Origin of the sequence: Bacteroides sp. AM16-13 (assembly GCF_003602705.1) — a bacterium.
Taxonomy (GTDB): Bacteria; Bacteroidota; Bacteroidia; order Bacteroidales; family Bacteroidaceae; genus Bacteroides; species Bacteroides xylanisolvens.
In genome coordinates this window covers 1-1829 of the sequence record NZ_QTLK01000072.1, presented here as the reverse complement: position 1 = coordinate 1829, position 1829 = coordinate 1, and the positions used below count along the sequence as shown (strand labels likewise).

Below are 1829 nucleotides of genomic sequence, written 5' to 3'. Positions count from 1 at the left end.
GCCCAACTCAGCATGGAAGACATCGCAGGGCTTATGCTGTACAGCAGCCATCAGACCATCCCCGTGAACAGAAACGTCTACAACGGCAAAACGCACACCGAAAGTGGTATGCCTGCCTGGGAACTGACCGATGAACAAAAGACGTTTCTCGAGAAAGACGGAGTACGCCACGTGCTTATCACCTCTGTGGAAAGCCCGGAAACGGCTGCCCGTTGGAACAATGCGGCACAAGGTTATGTGGAAGGTCTGGGATTCGGCATTCCGTGCAACAACTCTTCCGACCCCCGCCACTCATCGCGGGCAGATGCGGAATTCAACGCCGGCGGAGGTGGCAAAATTTCCATGTGGCCGGGCAGTTTGGGCATGTGCGCCACTTTCTCACCTGAAATCATGAAACGTTTTGCGGAAATAGGCTCCATCGAATACAGGGCACTGGGGTTCGCCACTTCCCTCTTCCCGATGGTGGACGTAGGAACCGACCCGCGATGGATGCGCTTCTGCTATACAATGGGAGAAGGTACCAAACTTGCTACCGATATGGCACGTGCCTATTGCGACGGTTTCCAGACATCGGAAGGCGATGCGGAAATATGTGACGGATGGGGTTGGAACAGTGTAAACACGATGGTGAAACACTGGCCGGGCACCGGAGCATGCAACGAAGGCGGACGCGACGGGCATCAGGGATATGGAAAATACGCCGTTTTCCCCAACGGCAATTTCGAACTGCATACGTTGCCTTTCACGGAGGGTGCTTTCAAGTTGGAAGGCAAAACCAAGGTATCGGCTGCCTTGATGCCCGACTACTCCGCTTGCGTAGGATTCGAACCGGACGGTGTAGGTAGTGGATTCAGCCGGAAGTTTATTCAGGATATGCTGCGCGAACAACAAAACTATGACGGAGTGATTTGCTCCGACTGGGGAATCACGCATGACGAAGTAGGAGTATACGCCTGCAAAGGAAAACCATGGGGCATGGAAACCAAAAGCGTGGCAGAACGCCATTACAAAGTTCTGATGGCAGGAGTCGACCAATTCGGTGGAAATAACGACCGGGGACCTGTGCTCGATGCTTACCATATAGGAGTGGAAAAACAGGGGGAAGAATGGATGCAGCAACGTATGCGGACTTCCGCCCGCCGTTTATTGACCAATATCTTCCGTACCGGTTTGTTCGAGAACCCTTATCTCGATCCGGCACACACAAGCGAAGTGGTAGGCTGTCCCGAATTCATGCAGGAAGGCTACGACGCCCAGTTGAAAAGCGTTGTCATGCTAAAGAACCATGCAGGCGTACTGCCGTTGGAAGGAAAGAAGAAAGTGTATATCCCTGAGCGTTATGTCCCCTCCTACATTGACTTCTGGGGTGGACGTATTGAGGAACAGCACATCACTCCGCTGAGCAAGGAACTGGTGGAAAGATACTTCGAGCTGGTTTCCACTCCGCAAGAAGCTGACGCAGCTATCGTATTCATCGAATCCCCCAACAGTGGTTACGGTTTCGACGAAGAAGCTGCACGCACAGGAAAAGATACGGGTTATCGTCCTATCAGCCTGCAATACAGCGACTATACCGCCACTCATGCCCGTGCACAGAGTCTGTCCGGTGGCGACCCGTACGAGGACTTCACCAACCGCAGCTATCGAGGCAAAAGCGTGAAGACAGTCAACAAGGGCGACATGGACCTGGTCATCCAAACAAAGAAGAGCATGGGAGAAAAGCCGGTGATTGTAGCCATCAATGTACTGAATCCTCCTGTGTTAAGCGAAATAGAGCCTTATGCCGATGCATTGTTCTTGTTGTTCGACGTACAGCGTCAGACGATTCT

At 52.7% G+C, this 1829-nt stretch carries 1 protein-coding gene; it reads left to right on the top strand.

Annotated elements, in window-relative coordinates; genetic code table 11:
- Nucleotides 1–1829 (top strand): glycoside hydrolase family 3 protein (locus DW173_RS23600; RefSeq protein ID WP_147402067.1); only part of this gene is annotated, 1829 nt, incomplete at both ends.